This is a genomic window from Nonomuraea purpurea, from assembly GCF_042650645.1.
Taxonomy (GTDB): domain Bacteria; phylum Actinomycetota; class Actinomycetes; order Streptosporangiales; family Streptosporangiaceae; genus Nonomuraea; species Nonomuraea purpurea.
The window spans coordinates 25556-44015 of the sequence record NZ_JBHSBI010000043.1 but is presented as its reverse complement, the minus strand read 5'-3'; the positions used below and the strand labels follow the sequence as shown (position 1 = coordinate 44015).

The window sequence follows — 18460 nt, the reverse complement described above, 5'->3', positions numbered from 1 at the left end:
AGAGGGGAACCATGATGAAGGTCACCGTGGACGAAGCCAAGTGCTGCGGCGCCGGGCAGTGCGTGCTGCTCGCGCCCGAGGTGTTCGACCAGCGCGAGGACGACGGCATCGTCGTCCTGCTGGAGGCCGAACCGGCCGAGGGCCTGCACGCCGCGGTCCGCGAGGCCGCCGCCGTCTGCCCGGCGGGCGCCATCGAGGCCGCCGAAAACGCCTGACCACCACCACCGGCCGCCGGCACGCTCGTGCCGGCGGCTTTCCCATGCGGTGGCGTGACCACCATCACATCGCCATGCCGTCCTGAGCGTTGCCCGCCGCCGGACAGAGGCGTACCTTTCGTAAAGTACGTACTTTACGAAGCTCGCGGAGTTGGCGTAGATCCACCCGCGGATCGTACGTCGCGGACCGGATGGGGGCTGGTCATGAAGCGTTTGGGCGGGACGCGAAGCCTCCGGAAGATCTGCGCCCCAACGAAGCCGCCACGATCTTCCAGGCACTGATCCACTGGATCAAGAAGGAGGGGCGATGTCCGTCATCGCCGAGCGGTACAACATCCCCGAACAGCACTTCTGGCTGCACGGGCCCCGATCGGGCCAGCCGGTCGAGTTCGACGCCAGTGCCGGGATGTGGAACGTCTACGGTTACCCCGAGCTGCACGAGGTCCTCATGGACCCGGCGACGTTCTCCTCCAACACCATGCGCGTGGTCCCGAAGGAGATGCTGCCCAAGGAAGGCTTCTCGCTGGAGGGCTTCATCACCCAGCTCGACCCGCCGGAGCACGGCAAGCTCCGCAAGCTGGTCAGCAGCGCCTTCACCCGCAAGGTCGTCGCCGACCTGGAGCCGAGGATCGCCGCTCTGACCCACGAACTGCTCGACGAGGCGCGCGATCGCGGCCGGTTCGAGCTCGTGACCGATCTGGCCTATCCGCTCCCGGTCATCGTCATCGCGGAGCTGCTCGGCGTGCCGAGCAGCGACCGGGCCCTGTTCAAGAAGTGGGCCGACGCACTCTTCCAGCGCGACGCCAAGCCCACCCTCGAACGGCGGGCGGAGGACCTCGACGCCGTGATGAAGCCGTGGCGGGAGATGAGCGACTATCTCGCCGACCACGCCGCGGAACGCAAACTCCGGCCACGCGCCGACCTGCTCACCCGGCTGGTCGAGGCCGAGGTCGACGGCGAACGCCTGCCGGACGACCAGGTGGTCAACTTCGCGATCATCCTCCTGCTCGCCGGGCACATCACCACGACGATGCTGCTCGGCAACACGGTCCTCTGCCTGGACGCCTTCCCTGACCAGCAGGACAAGGCACGGGCCGACCGCTCGACGATCCCGGACGTCATCGAGGAGTCCCTGCGCTTCCTCACCCCGTTCGCCGCCGTGGGCCGCGCCACCACCCGCGAGGTCGAGCTCGGCGGCGTGACGATCCCGGCCGACCAGGTCGTCATGGGATGGCTCGCGGTGGCCAACCGCGACCCTCGGCAGTTCCCCAACCCCGACGTCTTCGATCCCGGCCGCGACCCCAACCCGCATGTGGGCTTCGGCCGAGGCATCCACTTCTGCCTGGGCGCCCCCTTGGCGCGGCTTGAGGGGCGGGTCGCGCTGAACATCCTGCTCGACCGCCTCAACCCCCTCCGCACCAATCCGGACGACCCCGCGGAGCTCATGCCCACGCCCACCATGACGGGGGTACGCCGCCTCCCGCTGCTCTGAACCGGACGCCGCCCACGCCCCCTGCGTGGGCGGCGCTCTGCGGCTCTTCTCAGGCAGCGCGCCACTCAGCCGGACGTCCTTGCCGCAGGACGCGCCCCGACCGGCATGATCGGCCCGCTTGCGTGGGAACGATGACGGCGACGTCCCACGATCGGAGAGCCGATGACCCCCCGCCGTGAAGCCGCGAACGATCGACCATCCGAGGCGTTATCCACCGAACCCGCATCGGCAGGATCCACACCCACCGATTGGCGGCGCATCGCCCTCGTCTACTGCTGCGGCGTCGTGGCGGCGCTGAGCCTGGGCAAGCTCGCGACGGTCGGCCCGCAGATGACCGCCGACCTCGGGCTGTCCCTTTCGCAACTCGGCTGGGCCATCTCCGCCGTCGTCGGCGTCAGCGCCGCGGCGGGTCTGCCGGCCAGCCTGTTCATCCGCCGGCTCGGCGCGGGCCGGGCGTTCGTCGCGGGCCTGCTCATGGTGTCGGTCGCGGGCGCGCTGACGGCGGCGGCCACGGGCCTGGTCACGCTGATCTCCATCCGCGTGTTCGAAGGGGTCGGCTACCTGCTGGTGACCATCGCGGGCCCCACGCTGATCGCCCATCTGGCCGGCGAGCGGGACCGTCCGACCGCGCTCGCGATCTGGGGCACCTTCGTCCCGGTCGGGATCGGGGTGAGCACGATGGCCGGCGGGCTGCTCGGCCCGCAACTGGGCTGGCGCGGCTGGCTTGGCGTCGCGGCCGTCCTGCCGCTGCTGCTGACCGTACTGACCTGGTTGTGGCTGCGGCCGAACGCGTCGCGGACGCCGTCAGGGGCGTTCCCCCGTCCGGGCGCGCTGGCGGGCCCGGCCCTGCTGTCGACGGCCTTCTGCGTGCTCGCGCTGCTCACCCTCTCGGCGATGGTGCTGCTGCCCACCTTCCTGGCGGACGGGCGCGGCCAGGACGCCGCCGGCGCGGGCGCTCTGACCTCGGTCATCTCCCTCATCGGCGTGCCCGGCGGCTTACTGGCGGCGATGTTGTTGCGGCGCGGCCTGTCCCCGGTCCTGCTGGCCATGAGCGGGGCTTTCATGATCCCCGCGGCCTGGCTCACGTTCATGGACGACGGCTCGGCCGCGGGTTCGGTGATCGGCGCCGGGGTCGTCTCCCTGGAGAACGGCATCCTGGCGGCGGTCGTCTTCGCCGGCCTGCCGCTGGTCGTGCACAGCCTCGACGACCTCGACGTGGGCAACGGCCTGGTCGCCCAGCTCGGCAGCCTGGGCTCCCTGGTCGGGCCGCCGCTCTTCGGCCTGGTCGCCGAGCGGCTGGGGTGGTCGGCGCTGGTGTGGGTGTTCTGCGCCGGGGTCGCCTCGGGTGTCGGGCTGCTGGGGTACGTTCTGAGCCGGCGGCGGTCAGGGTGAGGAGGACGCGCCCGGCGAGCCGCGCCGGCTCCAGCTCACATGCCGGGCGTCTACTGAGGCGGATGTGTTTCGTCGGCGGCGGCTGACGGCCTCTGGGCGGTGCGCAGGCGCACGGGGCCGAACAGGCCGGTGCTGCGCTGGCCGGGGAAGACGAAGTGCGTGGGGCTGACCTCGTCGAGGTATGGTCCCAGGGTCCCGAGCACGAGGATCTCCACCGTGTTGTCGCCGTCGTCCAGGCGCACGTCGAACGTGTACGGCGAGCACACCCGGACCCCGCACGGCCGCCCGTTCACCGTCACCTCCGCCGTGCCCCTGACCCGGCCCAGGTCAAGCACGCCCGGCCCGGCTCCGGCCGTGACCGTGGTGCGGTAGCGGACGCCGCCGCTGTAACCAGCCAGGCCCCGGTCCTCCCAGTCCCCGAGCCGCATCCGGCCGGGGCCGCAGACGAACCGGACCGGACCGCCGAACGCCGCCCCCGCCTGCGCTCCCGGCGCCGTGACCAGGCGCAACTCGACGGCACCGCCCGCCCGCGCCCCCTCCGGCAACCCGACGACCCGGCCACCCGACCCCGCCGAACCCCTGTCCCGTAGTCCGACGCCTTGGTGGCCCTGACCCGCCGAACCACCGCCCGACGGGCCGACACCCCGATCGCCCTGGTCTTCTGAGACGTCGCCGGAAAGGCTGTTGATCCGAGCAGCTGAGCCGTCGTCCGGGAGGGCGATGGCGAACCCGGGCGCGTCCGGGGGGACGGGCAGCTCGATGTGCGTCGCGCCCGGTGGCAGGTCCAGCAGGAAGCGTTCGGTGCGCGGGCGGGCGCCCGGCACCGCGAAGGTGGCGGGCAGGGCGGCCGGGAGGCCGTCGAGCCAACCGGCCTCAGGCAACGGATGCGGGCGGGGACGCAGGTAGAGGGCGGCCGGGTCGCCGTGCTGGCGGCGGCGTACCCGGGGCCGGGGCGACCAGTGCGCCCCTGAGACGGCCAGGCCGTCCACCAGGACCCAGCCGTCCGACTCGATCGTGACCGTGTTGTCGCCCTCTCGCAGCAGGTGGGACACCTCGTAGCGGCGCACCCTCGGGATGTCGGCCTCGGCGTAGGGGTCGAACCCGCCCTGCCGACCGGCCTCCGCGCCATTGACCAGCACCCGGCAGGACCCGGTCGAGGCCACCTGCAAAACAGACTCCCCCGCCGCACGCACGGTCGTTTCCAGCGGTGTCCCGGCGATCCACTCGGGCCGGACGGCGTCTGCCGGGTCGGCCACCAGGCAGACGTACGCCCGCAGGTCGAGCGCCTCGTCCGGCACGAGCAGCAGCTCCAGCAGGTGTTCGCCGGCCGCGACGGGTGAGAGCGAGACGGCGGCGTACCCGGCGTCGTCCAGCGGCACCGCGGCCCCGTCGAGCCACAACGTCTTCGCCGCCCCGGCTCCGACGGCCAGCCAGGCGGGCGTTTCCACGGTGAGGACGGCGCGGAAGCGGGCCTCGGCGCCCGCCTCGACGTGCCCGAACGCCAGGAACTCCGCCGGCACGTGCCCCTTGGGCCCGAGTGTCTGCCGGTGCACGGGGTCCTTGCGCAGCCCTCGGGAGGCCGACCACACCGAGGGCGTCCACGGGCCGTCGCCGACGCGCTGCTCTCCCCCGGGCCCGAACGTCACGTCCACCGGCTCGCCGTCGGGGGTCCGCAGCGTCCAGCATTCGAGGGCCGCGCCGCCGCCGAAGTCCGACCAGGTGTCGTCGAGCGTGGGGACGAGCTCGATGTCCCATTCGTCCCCGAGGTCCCTCTCGGTTGGGTACGCGGGCGGTGCGGTGGGTTCGGCCTGCGTACCGTCGAAAACCAGCAGCGCGGCCGGGCCGTCGTCAAAGGGCACGACGAGCTCCACCGTGTCCCCGTCGCGCGTGTGCGGCAGCGCCCTCGGCTCGCCCCCGTCGAAGAGGCGGGCCAGCAGCGGCGTGCCCGCGACGCCGCGGACGGTGATCCGCATGTCGCGGGCGTACCTGCCGGGGTCGAAGTCGATGACGGCGTCCAGCCAGCCGAGGTCCACGCCGCGCTGCTCGGGCCGCCCCACGCCGATCCTGCTGGCCATGGGGAACGCCGCGGTCAGGAACACCAGCGTGGTGTCCCCGACCTCGCGGACGAGGACGGGCACCGGCGCCTCGACCCGCCGGGGCAGTTCGGCCAGCGCGGAGCCCAGGTCGGAGGCCGACTCGATGTGAAGGACCCGGTCGGCGTCGAGGGCGTCGGGGAGCGCGCCGACGGCGACGAGCAGCCCGCCGTCCGCGGCGAACTCGTCGAGCCTGGCGGCGACGTCCGCGTCCAGGGTCGTGACGGCGGGCAGGATGATCGCGCGGTAGGCCTCGGTGGAGACCGTCAGGCGCCCGTCCACGACGGCGGCGCGGCGCACGGAGTCCTCGTCGATCACGTCGGTGTCGAGGCGGAGCCGGTCGAGCGCGCCGGGCACGGTGGCGAACCAGGCCATGTCGCCGACGATCTCGCGGTAGACGTCCTCGGCCCTCGACGCGGCGGAATCGGCGCCGTCCGGCGCCGTGCCCCCGTCCAGGCTTGTGCCCGCCTGCGCGGTGGCCGTGGGCAGCAGGACGGCGACGTCGCAAACGTGGCGGCCCTGCGACAGGACGGCGCACAGGCGGGTGACGGCGTCGGCGAAGACGCGATGGTGCCGCCAGTACGGCTGGCGCCAGTCGGTGGACGGCGGCGCCCACTCCCACCAGCCGCGCTTGGTCGTGTAGTAGACCGCGTGCGGGTTGTACAGGGTCGCCCCGGCGCGCAGCCAGGGCAGCAGCCAGTCGAGGGTCTCCTCCAGGGTGCCGCCCCACCCGCTGGAGTGGAACGCCTCGATCCAGGTGCGTGACCGGCCGTACAGGTGGGCCAGGGAGGCGTGCAGGCGGGCGTCGCCGTGGTGGTCGGAGCCGGGTGCGCCGAACCAGCGGTGGGTGCGGGCGTAGTCGGCGTACAGCCGGACGCCCGCCACGGGGTGCCCGGCGCGGGCGGGGTCCTGCTGGTCGCAGCCGTTGAGCAGGCCGTGGCGTTCGTGCCAGCGCGCCAGCGGGCGGAAGAACGCCTCCTCGGCCAGTTCGGCGCGGGTGCGCTGGTAGGCCGTCCAGTCGGGGGCGGCGAGCGAGAACTCCGCGCCCCTGCGGGCCAGGTGCTCGGCGGCGAAGCGGGCCGACCAGGTCGGCAGGGTCGGCAGCTCGTCCTGGAACGACCCGGCGATCACCCGGCCGAACCAGTGCCCGACCCGCCGTTCGAACTCGCCGTGGACCCGGTCGAGCAGCACCGCGCACGCCTCGGGCGACAGGTAGTCGAAGCCGCGCAGCGAGAGCGTGCCGTCGGGGACAAGCCACTGGCCGGCGAACTCCGGGTGTTCGACCACCAGGCGGGCCTGCAGGTCGGCGCCGGAGAAGCCGAGCTGGTCGTAGAACCACAGGTACGCGCCCAGCTCGAAGGCGTCGGCGCACACCCCGTCCAGCAGCTCCCACCACGCCTCGGACAGGAACGGCGGGTCGTCGGCGTCGGCACCGAAGGTCGGCCCCGAGGGCGCGAGGTTCAGGATGACCAGGTTGTGCACTCCCCCGGCCACCAGGCGCTCCATCTGCCAGCGCAGCCGGTCCCTGCGCAGCGGCTCGCCGCTCCACCACCAGATGGCCGCGGGCGAGTAGGCGCGGGGCGGCTGCTTGAGCAGGTCGAAGACGTTCATCCTTTGAGCCCGCTGGCGAAGCCCTTGATGACGTAACGCTGCAGCGCCAGGAAGACCAACACGATCGGCAGCGCGCCGAGCACCAGGCCGGCGAAGACGAGGCCGTGCTGGGAGACGTACTGGCCGACGTAGGCGAAGACGCTGACGGGGACGGTCTCGTAGCCGGAGCCGCCGAGGTAGACCAGCGGGGTGAAGAAGTCGTTCCAGATGAAGACGGCGTTGAGGATGAGCACGGTGCCGGTGATGGGCCGCAGCAGCGGGAAGACCACGCGGGTGAAGGCCACCAGGTGGGTGGCCCCGTCGATCTGGGCGGCGCTGGCGTACTCCCGGGGCAACGCCCTGATGAACCCGGTGTAGAGGAAGACGGTGAAGGGAAGTTGGATGCCGGTGTAGAAGAGGATCATTCCGGCGTGCGTGCCGATCAGCCCGAGGTCCGTCACGAGCTGGTAGAGCGGGATCATGCCGAGCTGGAACGGCAGCACGATGCCCAGCAGGAACAGGATGTACAGGCCGTAGCCGAGCCGGCTCTGGGCGCGGGCCAGGAAGTAGGCGGCGAACGAGCCGAGCGCGATGAGCGCGGCCAGGCTGACCGCGGTGATGACCGTGCTGTTGACCAGGGACGGGCCGAGCGCCGCGGCCGACCAGGCGCTGGTGACGTTGTCGAGCGTGGGCGGGTTCGGCGGGGCCAGGGGCGAGCGGGAGATCTGCCCGGGGTCCTTCAGCGCCAGCGAGATCAGGACGTAGACGGGGAACATGAACGCCACCGCCACCACGATCATGACGATTTCCAGCAGGAAGGTCCTTCTCACGCGGTCACCTCGCGGCTGCGCAGGTAGTACACCTGGACGAACGAGACGGCGGCCACGAACAGGGCGAGCACCAGGGCGATGGCCGTGCTGTAGCCGAACTTGCCGAACACGAACGCCTGCTTGTACAGCACCGTGGACAGGGTCTCGGTGGCGTAGCCGGGGCCGCCGTTCGTGGCGGCGAAAACCTGGTCGAAGAGCTTGAGCCCGCCGATCGTGGAGAGCATCAGGTTGATCGTCACGGCCGGGGCGAGCAGCGGCCAGGTGACGTAGCGGAAGCGCTGCCAGGTGCCCGCGCCGTCGATCATGGCGGCCTCGTGCAGGTCTCTGGGCACGCCCTCCAGCCCGGCCAGGAAGATGACCATAGAGTAGCCGGCGTACTGCCACACGACCATGCCGGCGATCGACCACAGCGCCACCGACGGGTCGCCCAGCCAGTCCACCTCCAGGCCGAGCAGGCCGTTCAGCCCGGCCGACGGGTCGGGGTTGTAGATGTACTTCCACAGGAAGGCGACCATGACCGGGCTGACCACCACCGGCGCGAAGAAGATCACGCGCAGCAGCGCGCGGCTCTTCAGCTTCGCGTGCACGCCCAGGGCCAGCAGCAGGCCGACGCCGTTCTGGACGACCACGGTCGCCACGGTCAGCAGCAGCGTGTTGCCGATCGAGCCCATGGCCTGCTCGTCGCCCAGCAGCGCGGCGAAGTTGGCCAGGCCCACGAAGGACATGTCCTGGCCGATCCCGCTCCAGTCGGTGAAGGCGTAGACGACCCCGCTGACCGCGGGGTAGAGCACCACCAGCGCGTACACGACCAGGGCGGGCGCGGCGAACAGCCACGACGGGCTCGTGGCGGTGAAGCGCCGCCGTGCCGCGTGGGCGGGCCTGGTCCGCAAGGCGGTCAGCGGGGTCACTTCCGGTACGCCTCGTCCATCTTCTTCAGCGCGTCGTCGACCGTGGACTTTCCTGCCAGCAGTTCCTGGATCACCGCGAAGTGCACGGGCTGCACCTCGGCGTTGGGCCAGCGCTGGTCCATGAACGGCACCGCGCGGTCTTTGGCGAACGGCAGGAAGGACTGGACGGCGGGGTCGATGCTGGAGGAGGCGTCCTGGGTGAGCGGGATGGCGGCGATGGACTTGGCCCAGGCGTTGATGTTCTCCTGCTTGCCGAGGAAGTCGATGAACGCCTTGGCCTCCTCGACGTTGCCGCCCTTGGCGCCCGCGCCGAGGCCGACGACGACGCCCGCCGGGATCCACACCGAGGCCGCGTCGTCGGCGCCGGGCACCGGGAACATCGACAGGTCGTCGGGCGAGGTGGCGGCCTTGCGGAAGTCCGGGAGCACGGCCGAGACCTGGACGGCCATGGCGGCCTTGCCGGTGGCCACCATCGAGGTCTGCTGCTCGAAGGTGGTGCCGTTGGGTTTGTCGTTGAAGAAGCCGCGTTTCTGCAGCTCCAGGTACATCTCCATGGCCTGGCGCCAGCCGGACTGGGCGAAGCTGGTCTGCCCGGCGAGCTGCTTGTCGTCGAAGGTCGGGTCCTTGGCGTAGACGATCGAGGGCACCAGCGCGTAGGTGATGAGCTGGGTGACCCACGGCGTCTGCGCGCCGAGCGCGATCGGCACGATCCCGGCCTTCTTGAGCTTGTCGCAGACGGCCAGGAACTCGCTCCACGTGGTCGGCGGCGCCTCGACGCCCGCCTGTTCGAAGGCCTTCTTGTTGTAGATCGCGCCGATGACCGAGGAGCCCGCCGAGTAGATGTAGGTTTTGCCGTCGAGCTGGAAGGCGGGTTTGAAGCCCTCGGGGATGGTCCGCGTCCACGCCTGGGCCGACAGGTCCGCCAGCAGGCCGGCCTTGGCGATCTGGGACATCGACATCGCGCTTCCGTTGCCCGGGTACACCACGTGCAGGTCGGGGGCGTTGCCGGCGCCGAGCTGGGTGCGTACGGAGGTCTGCACCTGGTCGGTGGGCGCGTAGGAGGCGGTGAGCCGCACCGCGGGCTTGACCTTCTGGTAGGCGGCGATCAGCGTGTCCATCGGCGCCTTCTGGTCGGCGACGCCGATGAACTTCAGCTCGGTCGCGGCCTGGCCGCCCGTCGTCGCGGTGGTCTCGGGCCGGGTGGAGCAGGCGGTGGCGGCCGCGGCCGCGGCCAGGCCGCCCATCATGCGCAGGAACTGGCCGCGGCTCACCCTGGCCTCGTGCAGCAGGTCGGTCATGCGATCTCTCCTCTGTGCTCCCCCGAGAGAACCTCTATGCGAACGTTTTAATGACGGAGGTGTTTGTGAACTTAACATCCATGTTTGTTAAAAGTGATAGCTGCCGGGAGAGTATGAGTCGCCCAAGTTGGGTGTCAAGAGTAAGATCCACAGCCGTCCGAGAGGGTGGAGACTCAGGTGAATCCTCGGCAGCACACCTCCAGCAGGTCAGCGCGATGGCACGACATGGCCGAGCACATCGTGCGGCAGGGCTCCGCCTCGGTGACCGAGCTCGCCGAGAGCTTCGGCGTGAGCGTGATGACCGTCCACCGCGACCTCGACGAGCTGGAGCGCCAGGGCATGGTGCGCAAGGTCCGCGGCGGTGCCACCGCCCAGGCCAGCAACGTCTGGGAGAGCAACATCGCCTACCGGCTCAAGGCGCACACGGCGGAGAAGGACGCCATCGCCCGGCTGGTGGCGGGGCTGATCGAGCCGGGCAGCTCGGTCATGCTCGACGACTCGACGACGGCGCTGGCCGTGGCCCGCCACCTGGGCGAGCTGGCCCCGCTGACCGTGGTGACCAACTTCCTGGAGGCGATCAGGTTGCTGGCCGGCACCCCCGACATCAGGCTCATCGCGCTGGGCGGCGAGTACCACGCCAGCCACGACTCCTTCCTCGGCCTCGGCTGCGTGGACGCGGTCGAGTCGGTCAGCACGGACGTGGTCGTGGTCTCCACCTCCGCCATCTCCGAGACCTACGCCTTCCACCAGGAGCAGGAGATCGTGCTGGTCAAGCGGGCGATGCTGCGCTCAGGCGCCCGGCGCATCCTGGCCGTCGACGGCTCCAAGCTGGCCCGGGTGGCACTGCACCGGGTGGCCCCGCTCGACGACTTCGACATCGTCGTGGTCGACGCGGGCGCCCCGGCCGAGCTGCTCCAACGGCTGCGCGACCACCATGCGAACGTTCAGGTCGCGCAGTTGTAACGCAATCGCGCGTGATTTTTAACTCGCATCTTGTTAAGAGCTTGCCTGCTTGCTACAAAGTGAGGGCTTTCGCCCCCAGCTTTGGCACCCCAGCTTAGGAAGCAGCATGGGACGTCCCTCGCGACGATCGTTCCTCGGGCTCGGCAGCGCCGCGCTCACCTTGGCCTTCACCACCGACCTTGCCAACCCGTGGACCGCGCGGGCCGGCGTCAAAGGCGCCGACTATCCCTTCCAGCTCGGCGTCGCCTCCGGCGATCCGCTGCCCGACCGGGTGATCCTCTGGACGCGACTGGCGGCCAGGCCGCTGGAGCCGCTCGGCGGGCTGCCGTACAACAAGATCAGGGTTGACTGGGAGATCGCCGAGGACGAGGCGTTCACCCGGCGCGCCCGCCAGGGCTCGGCCTGGGCGCACCCCGAGTACGGCCACTCCGTCCACGTGGACGCCACCGGCCTGCGCCCCGGCCGCGAGTACTTCTACCGCTTCCGCGCCGGCGGCGAGCTCAGCCCGGTCGGCCGCACCAAGACCGCGCCCGCCCCCAGGAGCAGCCCCGAGGCGCTGCGGCTCGCCTTCGCCTCGTGCGCGCTGTGGCAGGACGGCCACTACAGCGCCTACCGCCACCTCGCCGAGGAGGAGCCCGACGTGGTCTTCCACCTCGGCGACTACATCTACGAGTACGGCATCGTGCCGACCGGAGGCCTGCGGAACACGCCCGTGCCCGAGCAGTTCCGGGTGCAGTGCGACACCCTCGACCGCTTCCGCATCCAGTACGGCCTCTACAAGAGCGACCCCGACCTGCAGGCCGCGCACCACCGCGCGCCGTGGATCGTCACCTGGGACGACCACGAGGTGCTGGACAACTGGGCGGGCCCGCACGGCCCCGGCGGCGAGGTGAGCGAGCAGGACTACCTGGTCATCCGCGCCAACGCCTTCCGCGCCTACTGGGAGAACATGCCGGTCAGGGTGCCCGCCGTGCAGGGCCCCGACGCCCGGATCTACCGCAGGTTCGCCTTCGGCGACCTGGCCGAGTTCAACGTGCTCGACACCCGGCAGTACCGCGACGACCAGGTCTGCGGCGACGGCCAGCAGGTCGACTGCGCAGAACGGCTCGACCCGGCCCGGCACCTGCTCGGCGCCGAGCAGGAACGGTGGCTGCTCGACGGCCTGGCCGCCTCCCGCGCCCGATGGAACGTGCTGGCCCAGCAGATCGCCATGATGCGGCTCGACTTCGACCCGGGCCCGGCCGAACGGCTCAGCATGGACCTGTGGGACGGGTACCAGGCCGCCAAGGACCGCGTGCTCGACGGCATGGTCGAACGCCGGGTGCGCAACCCCGTGGTGCTGACCGGCGACCTCCACTACAACCTGGCGGGCGAGCTCAAGGCCGACTACGCCGACCCGGCCTCGCGCACCGTCGGCGTGGAGTTCGTCGGCACCTCGGTCAGCAGCGGCGGCAACGGCAACACCACCGGCCTGCCGCCGGGCGGCAACGATCCGGTCAATCCCCATGTCAGGTTCTCCAGCTACCAGCGCGGCTACGTCTCGTGCGAGGTCACCAAGGAGCGGTGGCGGGCCGACTTCAAGGTCGTCCCGTACGTGGACCGGCCCGGCGCCCCGATCTCCACCAGGGCCAGCCTGGTCACCCTCGACGGCGTCCCCGGCCTGCAGGCGCTCTAGGAAGGAACGATCATGCGTCATCTCACCGCCGCGCTCGCCGTCGCCGCCCTCACGCTCACGACCACCGCCGCCGCATGGAGCCCTGCGAAGGACGCCGTCACCCCGATCGCCGGCGCCGACCGGCTGGTCGCGCCGCTCGGCGTGGACCCCGCCTGCCCCGCCAAGATCGAGATCGGCATGCGCAGCGACGCGAAGAAGCCCATGTACGCCACCACGAACGTGGAGATCGACCGGCCGCTCGGCGCCTCCCGCACCATGCTGTCCAGCTACCTGCCGCCCGGCTACGAACTCGGCGCGAAACTCCTGGTCGCCGTCCCGCCCGGCACCGCGGAAGGCGAGTACGGCCTGCGCCTGCGCACCCCGGCGAGAACGTTGTCCGTACCGGTCGAGGTCGTGCCCGTGGACCGGCTCGACAACGGCGGCAACCTCGCGCTGCGCCGCCCCGTCACGGCCTCCTCCCAGCACGTCAACGCCAACTACCCGCCGTGCAGCATCGCCGACGGCGACCGCTCGTCCAACGGCTGGGCCGGCGGCAACGGCTGGAACGACGCCACCGGCCGGGTCTGGCCGGACACCGTCTCCATCGCGCTCGGCGGCGCCAAGCAGGTCTCGCGGGTGGAGTTGTTCACCCTCGACACCGAACGCTATCCGGCCGCGTCGTTCGGGCTGCGCGACTGGGACGTCCAGGCGCAGGTGGGCGGCCAGTGGCAGACGGTCGCGCAGGTGCGCGGCAACACCGCCGGCAGCGCCCGCTCCGACTTCGCGCCCGTCAGCGCGGAGGCGGTCCGCATCGTGGCGCTTGCCTCGAACGGCGCCAACGACTACACCCGCATCGTGGAGGTCGAAGTCCGCTGACCGCCAGATGAGGCCGATCGAAGGGAGACCCAGTTGAGCACGTTCACCCGCATCACGCCGCCCAAGATCAAGGTGGGGCTGGTCGCAGGAGGGCTGGGGGCGTACTGGCCGCAGTTCCCCGACCTGCTCCCCCAGCTCCAGCGCTCGGCCGCGCGGGTCTCCGAGCGGATGCGGGGCCTGGACGCGGAGATCGTGGACGTCGGGTTCATCTCCGACGCCCAGGAGGGGGCCGCGGCGGCCGAGAAGCTGCGGGCCGAGGGCTGCGACCTCATCGTCGGGTTCCTGACCACGTACATGACGGCCACCATGCTCGTGCCGATCGCGCAGCGCAGCGGCGCGCCGGTGCTGCTGATCAACCTGCAGCCGACCGAGTCGATGGACCACGCCACCTTCGACACCGGCCAGTGGCTGGCCTACTGCGGCGCCTGCCCGCTGCCCGAGATGGCCAACGCCTTCACCCGCCTCGGCATCCCGTTCCGCTCGGTGTCGGGCTACCTGGAGGACGAGCGCGCGTGGGACAAGATCGGCCGGTGGGTCCGCGCGGCGGGCGTGCGCGCCGCGCTGCGCCGGGGCCGGCACGGCCTGATGGGCCACCTCTACCCGGGCATGCTGGACGTGGCCACCGACCTCACCCTCGTTTCGGCGAACTTCGGCGGCCACGTCGAGGTGCTGGAGTTCGACGACCTGCGGGTGCGCGTGGAGAAGGTCTCCGACGCCGACGCCGCCCAGCGGATCGAGCTGGCCCGCGAGGTGTTCGAGCTGGCCGACTCGGTGAACGAGGACGACCTGGCGTGGGCGGCCCGCGTGTCGGTCGGCCTGGACCGGCTGGTCGAGGAGTTCGAGCTGGACAGCCTCGCCTACTATCACCGGGGGCTGGACGGCGAGATCCACGAACGGCTCGGCGCCGGCATGATCCTCGGCGCGTCCCTGCTCACCGCCCGCGGCGTCCCCGCCGCCGGCGAGTACGAACTGCGCACCAGCCTGGCCATGCTCATCATGGACCGCCTCGGCGCGGGCGGCTCGTTCACCGAGTTGCAGGCGCTCGACTTCCACCGAGGCCACGTCGAGATGGGCCACGACGGGCCGGCCCACCTGGCCATCAGCTCCCGCCGCCCGCTGCTGCGCGGCCTGGGCGTCTACCACGGCAAACGCGGCTGGGGCGTGTCGGTCGAGTTCGACGTGACGCGGGGGCCCGTCACCACGTTCGGGCTGCGGCAGTCCAGGGACGGCCGCTACGGGTTCGTCGTCTCGGAGGGCGAGGTCGTGGAGGGGCCGCTGCTGCGGATCGGCAACACCACCTCGCGGGTGGACTTCGGCTGCGACCCCGGCGAGTGGACCGACGCCTGGAGCGCCAGCGGCATCTCGCACCACTGGGCGCTCGGCACCGGCCACCGCGCCGCCGACCTGCGCGCGACCGCCGACCTGCTGGGGGCGGAGGTGACACACATCCAGCCGTAGTCCCCACCTTTCAAGCTTCCAGAACGGTCGTTTCCACAATCGGATGAGGTTTCGGGGGCATTTCGCCGCCGCACGGCGTCCTGAATCGCCCCGGCCGCGGCGAATTCCCCATCGCCGTGAGATCCGTCCGGCGCAGGAATGCGTGGACTCGCGGAGATCGGCGGGTTAAACTCGGCGAGAATTTGCCGACCCGCCGACTTTCGAGCTGCCACCGGGGATGCCGATGCATCGCGCTTTGTCCCGCCTTTCACGCGGCACGGGTTATTTGACAGAGCGGTCCGACAGGCTCCGGCAGGCCACGCCGACGTCGGCGAGAATCCGCTGATTATCGCCCCTGCAGTTTTTGACGACCGAGCTGACAGGCTATTCGGGATTAACGAAAGGGCCGCGTGGACAAGAAAATCTTCGAAACGCCCGCGGAACAACCGGAGGCCGAGAGATATCTCGGCAGGGTTTCCCGGTACGAGCCGATGCGCGCGCTGCGGGCCACCGCGCTGGAGCTGCTGCCGGTCCCGCCCGGCGGCCGGGCGCTGGACATGGGGTGCGGCCTCGGCGACATGGCCAGGGTGCTGGCGGGCCTGGTGGGCCCCGGCGGATCGGTGACCGCCGTGGACCTGAGCCCCGCCATGGTGGCCGCCGCCCAGGGCAAACACCTCGACGCGCCGGGGGCCGCGACGGTGACGTACCAGGTCGGAGACGTTTCCACGCTCGAGCGGCCGCAGGAGTTCGACGTGGTCTGGTGTGAGCGGGTCCTGCAGCACGTGCCCGATCCCGACGCGGCCATGCTGAACCTGACGCGCGCGCTCGCCCCTGGAGGGCGCCTGTGCGTCGTCGACGTCGACTGGGGCGCGCTGGTGGTCGACGGGGTGGAGGAGGCGCTGACGTCCCGTGTGCTGACCGCGTTCCAGCGGAAAGTGGCGCAGCCGACCATCGGCCGCACATTGCGGCGCCGGTTCGCGCGGGCGGGGCTGGCCGATCCGGCGCTGCGCGCGGTCACCGTGATTTCCACCGTCCTGGCCGACGCGGCGGCCGTTACTCCGGTTCTGGACCGGCGCCTGTCGGCGCACATCCCGGAGGCCGACAGACAGGCATGGTTCGCCGCTTTGTCGGCGGCCGACGAACGCGCGGAATTCATGGCGGCGATGCCGATATATGTGGCGGCGGCGGGCCGTGACCGATAACCAGGTGCGCGAGAGGTCGCCGCTGCGGGAGTTACATCTGGAGATTTACCCGCCGACCGACGGTCCGGATTCGTTCGATCGCTATCCGTGGCAGCGGGAAATCAGATCCTTCCGCGGCGAGGTGATATATCAGAACGGCCGTTTTCCGCATTTCAGACTGGCGGACGGGGCGTTCGACGACGCCGACGAGCACGACGTACACGCCTATCATCTGATGGTCAGGTCGCGTTCGACCGGCGCGATAGTGGCGACGGCGCGCGCCGCGCCGCTCGAACGGCTGCCGGTCAGCCGGGTGATGGCGCTGGACGAGCCGACGGCGACCCGGCTGATGAGCTCACGCGGGCTGCGCCGGTCCGACGTGTTCGAGGGCGCGCGCTGGGTCGTCGACCCACGCCATCGCGGCCGGCGCATCGGACAACTCCTCATCGTGGCGGGCGCGCTCCTGACCCGGCGGGCCCACAGGAAGCTGATCTGGGTGCTCGCCGGCACGGCCACCGGGCAGGACGCGCTGCTTCGCCAGTTCGGCTTCCAGGAGGTCTCGGCGACGCCCCATCCGATGCCGGACGTGGGCGACACCGTCAAACTGCTGGCCTGCGCGCCCGAACAGCTCCTCGACCATCGTCCAGAGTTCGTCGAGGAGATCGCCCCGGCGGTGAGCGCGGCGCTGCGCCGACATTGACCTGGAGTGCACTCCAGCCGACAATCTGTCCCTATGCACAATGCCATGAGAACCCGCACCATCGGAGGCCGCCCCGTCGGAGCCGTCGGGCTCGGCGCCATGCCCATGTCGGTCGCGGGGCACATGCCGGACGAGGGCCAATCGATCCGTACGATTCTCGCGGCCCTGGACGCCGGCGTCACCCTGATCGACACGGCCGACGCCTACACCCCGTCGCACGAGGAGGTCGGCCACAACGAACGCCTGGTCGCCCGCGCCATCGCCCTGTGGGCGGGCGACGCCGCCACGGTGCTCGTCGCCACCAAGGGCGGGGCCGTCCGCACGCCCGGCGGCGGCTGGGAGCACGACGGCCGCCCGTCGTACATCAAGCAGGCCTGCGACCGCTCGCTGAAGGCCCTCGGCGTGGACAGCATCGACCTCTACCAGCACCACCGGCCCGACCCGAAGGTGCCCTACGAGGAGACCATGGGCGCGCTGAAGGACCTGCACGACGCCGGCAAGATCCAGATGGCGGGCATCTCGAACGCCGACCCGGAGCAGATCAGGCAGGCCCACGGCATCCTCGGCGACCGCCTGGTGAGCGTGCAGAACGAGTACTCCCCGCGCTTTCGCACCAGCGAGCCCGAGATCGACGTCTGCGCCGAGCTCGGCCTGGCCTTCCTTCCGTGGTCGCCGCTCGGCGGCATCGGCCGTACCGAGGACCTGCGAGAGCGGCACGCCGCCTTCGCCGAGATCGCCGAAGCGCGCGGCGTCTCCCCGCAGCGGGTCTGCCTGGCCTGGGAACTGGCCCGCAGCCCCGTCGTGATCCCCATCCCCGGCGCCAGCCGTCCCGAGACCATCCTCGACAGCATCGGCGCCGATGCCCTGGAGCTCAGCGAGGAGGAGCTGGCCCGGCTCGGCTGATCCTGGCGCGGCCTGACCCGACAGCTTGGCCTGGTCTCGGTTCAGGCTGCCCGGTCGACGAAGCCGAGGCGGCGGTTCATGGCGATGGCCGAGGCGTTGCGCGGATGGTGGAAGGTCACCATCCGCGCGAAGCCTGCGGCCCGGACGAAACGGATGGCCAGCAGCTTCAACGCCAGCGACAGTCCCCGCCCCCGGTGGGGGGCGAGCACGCCGGTCATCTCGCTGAACGCCTGGCCGTCTGACGGGTGCAGCGACGTCGCGGTCATCCCGATCCACTCGCCCGCGCGGGTGGCCAGCACGACGCCCGCAGGATCGTAGGACGGCACGTCGAAGCGGTGCGCGACATAGGCCGCGTAGGTGAAGAACTCGCCGCGTTCGGGGATGTCGGCCGAGCACGCCCTGTTGAGCTCGTAGAGCGCGCGACGCTGCTCGGGCCCGTCGCCGGCCTCGGCCATGGTCGTGAACCCGATGCCGGACTCGCGGGCCCTCACCAGGTAGGGCTCGTACGCGGCGTCGTCGAAGGCGTCCACGTCCAGCTCAAGATGCACCCAGTTGACCATGATCGAACCCTATCCATCCGCTTTCACGGCTTCTCGACCGGTATAGGCCTCGATGAAGACTCTGCGGCAACCATTGGATATTTCCCGCCATTGCCCGTGAGATCACGTTCGTTCCGCCGCGGAAATCGCGTCAGTGATCGGCGGGTTCCCACCACGCCAGATTGGCCGACGCCTGCGCCACCGGCTCGATGATCTCCCACGCTTCGGCGAACGAGAGCTGCGGCTGTTCTCGACCACCACCACGTTCGGCACCCCGATGGACATCACCCTGGACGAGGTCGCGATCGAGTCGTACTAGCCGGCGGACGCGGCGAGCGCCGCCTACTTCACGAAGTCCGGCACGTAGCCACCCGCCCCTGATCAAGGGG

16 protein-coding genes are annotated in these 18460 nt (G+C 71.0%); 11 read left to right on the top strand and 5 right to left on the bottom strand.

The features are described 5' to 3' along the window. The first annotated feature begins 14 nt into the window (after positions 1-14). The 3 genes from ACFOY2_RS49595 (at position 15) to ACFOY2_RS49585 (ending at position 3099) form a co-directional block, all read left to right on the top strand. Entirely contained in the window at positions 15-215 is a 201-nt protein-coding gene (locus ACFOY2_RS49595) for a ferredoxin (protein ID WP_357815724.1), read from the top strand. A 307-nt stretch (positions 216-522) separates the two neighbouring features. After that, the gene (locus ACFOY2_RS49590) at positions 523-1707 is read left to right on the top strand and encodes a cytochrome P450 (RefSeq protein ID WP_379535161.1); all 1185 of its coding nucleotides are present in this window, start codon (positions 523-525) and stop codon (positions 1705-1707) included. A gap of 162 nt (positions 1708-1869) precedes the next feature. Further along, entirely contained in the window at positions 1870-3099 is a 1230-nt protein-coding gene (locus ACFOY2_RS49585; RefSeq protein WP_379535160.1) for an MFS transporter, read from the top strand. A 50-nt stretch (positions 3100-3149) separates the two neighbouring features. On the opposite strand, the gene ACFOY2_RS49580 is transcribed toward ACFOY2_RS49585, so the two are convergent. The 4 genes from ACFOY2_RS49580 to ACFOY2_RS49565 are packed head-to-tail and all read right to left on the bottom strand — an operon-like array spanning position 3150 to position 9818. After that, a complete protein-coding gene (locus ACFOY2_RS49580; protein ID WP_379535159.1) occupies positions 3150-6803 on the bottom strand; it encodes a hypothetical protein in 3654 nt (1217 codons plus the stop codon). Beyond that, entirely contained in the window at positions 6800-7612 is an 813-nt protein-coding gene (locus ACFOY2_RS49575) for a carbohydrate ABC transporter permease (RefSeq protein WP_379535158.1), read from the bottom strand. Before ACFOY2_RS49575 ends, ACFOY2_RS49580 begins: the two co-directional genes overlap by 4 nt. Beyond that, a complete protein-coding gene (locus ACFOY2_RS49570) occupies positions 7609-8520 on the bottom strand; it encodes a carbohydrate ABC transporter permease (protein ID WP_379535157.1) in 912 nt (303 codons plus the stop codon). Before ACFOY2_RS49570 ends, ACFOY2_RS49575 begins: the two co-directional genes overlap by 4 nt. Continuing rightward, positions 8517-9818, bottom strand: coding sequence for an extracellular solute-binding protein (locus ACFOY2_RS49565; RefSeq protein ID WP_379535156.1), 1302 nt, complete (start codon positions 9816-9818; stop codon positions 8517-8519). Before ACFOY2_RS49565 ends, ACFOY2_RS49570 begins: the two co-directional genes overlap by 4 nt. Positions 9819-9995: 177 nt before the next feature. On the opposite strand from ACFOY2_RS49565, the gene ACFOY2_RS49560 reads away from it, so the two are divergent. The 7 genes from ACFOY2_RS49560 (at position 9996) to ACFOY2_RS49530 (ending at position 17532) form a co-directional block, all read left to right on the top strand. Next, positions 9996-10781 (top strand): DeoR/GlpR family DNA-binding transcription regulator, encoded by a 786-nt coding sequence (locus ACFOY2_RS49560; RefSeq protein WP_379535155.1) that lies wholly within the window; start codon positions 9996-9998, stop codon positions 10779-10781. A gap of 106 nt (positions 10782-10887) precedes the next feature. Continuing rightward, the gene (locus ACFOY2_RS49555) at positions 10888-12456 is read left to right on the top strand and encodes an alkaline phosphatase D family protein (protein WP_379535154.1); all 1569 of its coding nucleotides are present in this window, start codon (positions 10888-10890) and stop codon (positions 12454-12456) included. A 12-nt stretch (positions 12457-12468) separates the two neighbouring features. Continuing rightward, positions 12469-13311 carry a discoidin domain-containing protein gene (locus tag ACFOY2_RS49550; RefSeq protein WP_379535153.1) on the top strand — a complete coding sequence of 281 codons (843 nt, stop codon included), beginning with the start codon at positions 12469-12471 and terminating at the stop codon, positions 13309-13311. 33 nt (positions 13312-13344) lie between these two features. After that, positions 13345-14769 carry an arabinose isomerase gene (locus ACFOY2_RS49545; RefSeq protein ID WP_379535152.1) on the top strand — a complete coding sequence of 475 codons (1425 nt, stop codon included), beginning with the start codon at positions 13345-13347 and terminating at the stop codon, positions 14767-14769. 389 nt (positions 14770-15158) lie between these two features. Next, positions 15159-15950: a methyltransferase domain-containing protein gene (locus ACFOY2_RS49540; RefSeq protein WP_379535151.1), complete on the top strand. Its 792-nt coding sequence runs from the start codon at positions 15159-15161 to the stop codon at positions 15948-15950. Further along, positions 15940-16629, top strand: coding sequence for a GNAT family N-acyltransferase (locus tag ACFOY2_RS49535; protein WP_379535150.1), 690 nt, complete (start codon positions 15940-15942; stop codon positions 16627-16629). The genes ACFOY2_RS49540 and ACFOY2_RS49535 overlap by 11 nt, the downstream gene beginning before the upstream one ends. Positions 16630-16674: 45 nt before the next feature. Further along, complete coding sequence (locus ACFOY2_RS49530) at positions 16675-17532, top strand: aldo/keto reductase (protein ID WP_379535149.1); 858 nt, start codon at positions 16675-16677, stop codon at positions 17530-17532. A gap of 41 nt (positions 17533-17573) precedes the next feature. On the opposite strand, the gene ACFOY2_RS49525 is transcribed toward ACFOY2_RS49530, so the two are convergent. Continuing rightward, positions 17574-18092 carry a GNAT family N-acetyltransferase gene (locus ACFOY2_RS49525; RefSeq protein WP_379535148.1) on the bottom strand — a complete coding sequence of 173 codons (519 nt, stop codon included), beginning with the start codon at positions 18090-18092 and terminating at the stop codon, positions 17574-17576. A 133-nt stretch (positions 18093-18225) separates the two neighbouring features. Between ACFOY2_RS49525 and ACFOY2_RS49520 the strand changes: the two genes are divergently transcribed. Next, on the top strand, positions 18226-18390 hold the full coding sequence (locus ACFOY2_RS49520) for a hypothetical protein (RefSeq protein WP_379535147.1): 165 nt from the start codon (positions 18226-18228) through the stop codon (positions 18388-18390). The last annotated feature ends 70 nt before the right edge of the window (positions 18391-18460 follow it).

What these genes read in the sequence shown, in the direction of transcription:
- ACFOY2_RS49555 (WP_379535154.1), top strand. Translation starts at nt 10,888, where the DNA reads ATGGGACGTCCCTCGCGACGATCGTTCCTCGGGCTCGGCAGCGCCGCG.
- ACFOY2_RS49550 (WP_379535153.1), top strand. Translation starts at nt 12,469, where the DNA reads ATGCGTCATCTCACCGCCGCGCTCGCCGTCGCCGCCCTCACGCTCACG.
- ACFOY2_RS49595 (WP_357815724.1), top strand. Translation starts at nt 15, where the DNA reads ATGAAGGTCACCGTGGACGAAGCCAAGTGCTGCGGCGCCGGGCAGTGC.
- ACFOY2_RS49565 (WP_379535156.1), bottom strand. Translation starts at nt 9,818, where the DNA reads ATGACCGACCTGCTGCACGAGGCCAGGGTGAGCCGCGGCCAGTTCCTG.
- ACFOY2_RS49585 (WP_379535160.1), top strand. Translation starts at nt 1,870, where the DNA reads ATGACCCCCCGCCGTGAAGCCGCGAACGATCGACCATCCGAGGCGTTA.
- ACFOY2_RS49525 (WP_379535148.1), bottom strand. Translation starts at nt 18,092, where the DNA reads ATGGTCAACTGGGTGCATCTTGAGCTGGACGTGGACGCCTTCGACGAC.
- ACFOY2_RS49590 (WP_379535161.1), top strand. Translation starts at nt 523, where the DNA reads ATGTCCGTCATCGCCGAGCGGTACAACATCCCCGAACAGCACTTCTGG.
- ACFOY2_RS49580 (WP_379535159.1), bottom strand. Translation starts at nt 6,803, where the DNA reads ATGAACGTCTTCGACCTGCTCAAGCAGCCGCCCCGCGCCTACTCGCCC.
- ACFOY2_RS49530 (WP_379535149.1), top strand. Translation starts at nt 16,675, where the DNA reads ATGAGAACCCGCACCATCGGAGGCCGCCCCGTCGGAGCCGTCGGGCTC.